The sequence below is a fragment of the Mesorhizobium sp. PL10 genome, from assembly GCF_053714315.1.
This window is the reverse complement of the sequence record NZ_JBSKBR010000240.1, coordinates 1-272: the sequence shown is the minus strand read 5'-3', so window position 1 is coordinate 272 and position 272 is coordinate 1. Positions and strand designations below refer to the sequence as shown.

The following is a 272-nucleotide window of genomic DNA, read 5'->3' as shown; positions in this document are numbered from 1 at the left end:
GTGCTCGACAACCTGTCGACCCACACGCCCGCCGCGCTCTATCAGGCCCTGCCGCCATCAGAGGCGCGACGCATCCTGCGACGGTTGGAGTTCCATTACACGCCCAAGCACGCCAGCTGGCTCAACATGGTCGAGATCGAGATCGGCGTCCTGCGCAGTCAGTGCCTCGACCGCCGCATCGAAAGTCGGAACAGCCTCATTGCCGAGGTCGCTGCGTGGGAAAACCAGAGAAATAACAGCGGCGCCCGCATCAATTGGATGTTCTCAACCGA

The 272-nt window shown here is 61.8% G+C and carries 1 protein-coding gene; it reads left to right on the top strand.

What is annotated here, in order from left to right; all coding sequences use genetic code 11:
• Nucleotides 1-272: transposase (locus tag ACWGTO_RS34025; RefSeq protein WP_454579024.1), on the top strand; the 272-nt coding region annotated here is incomplete at both ends.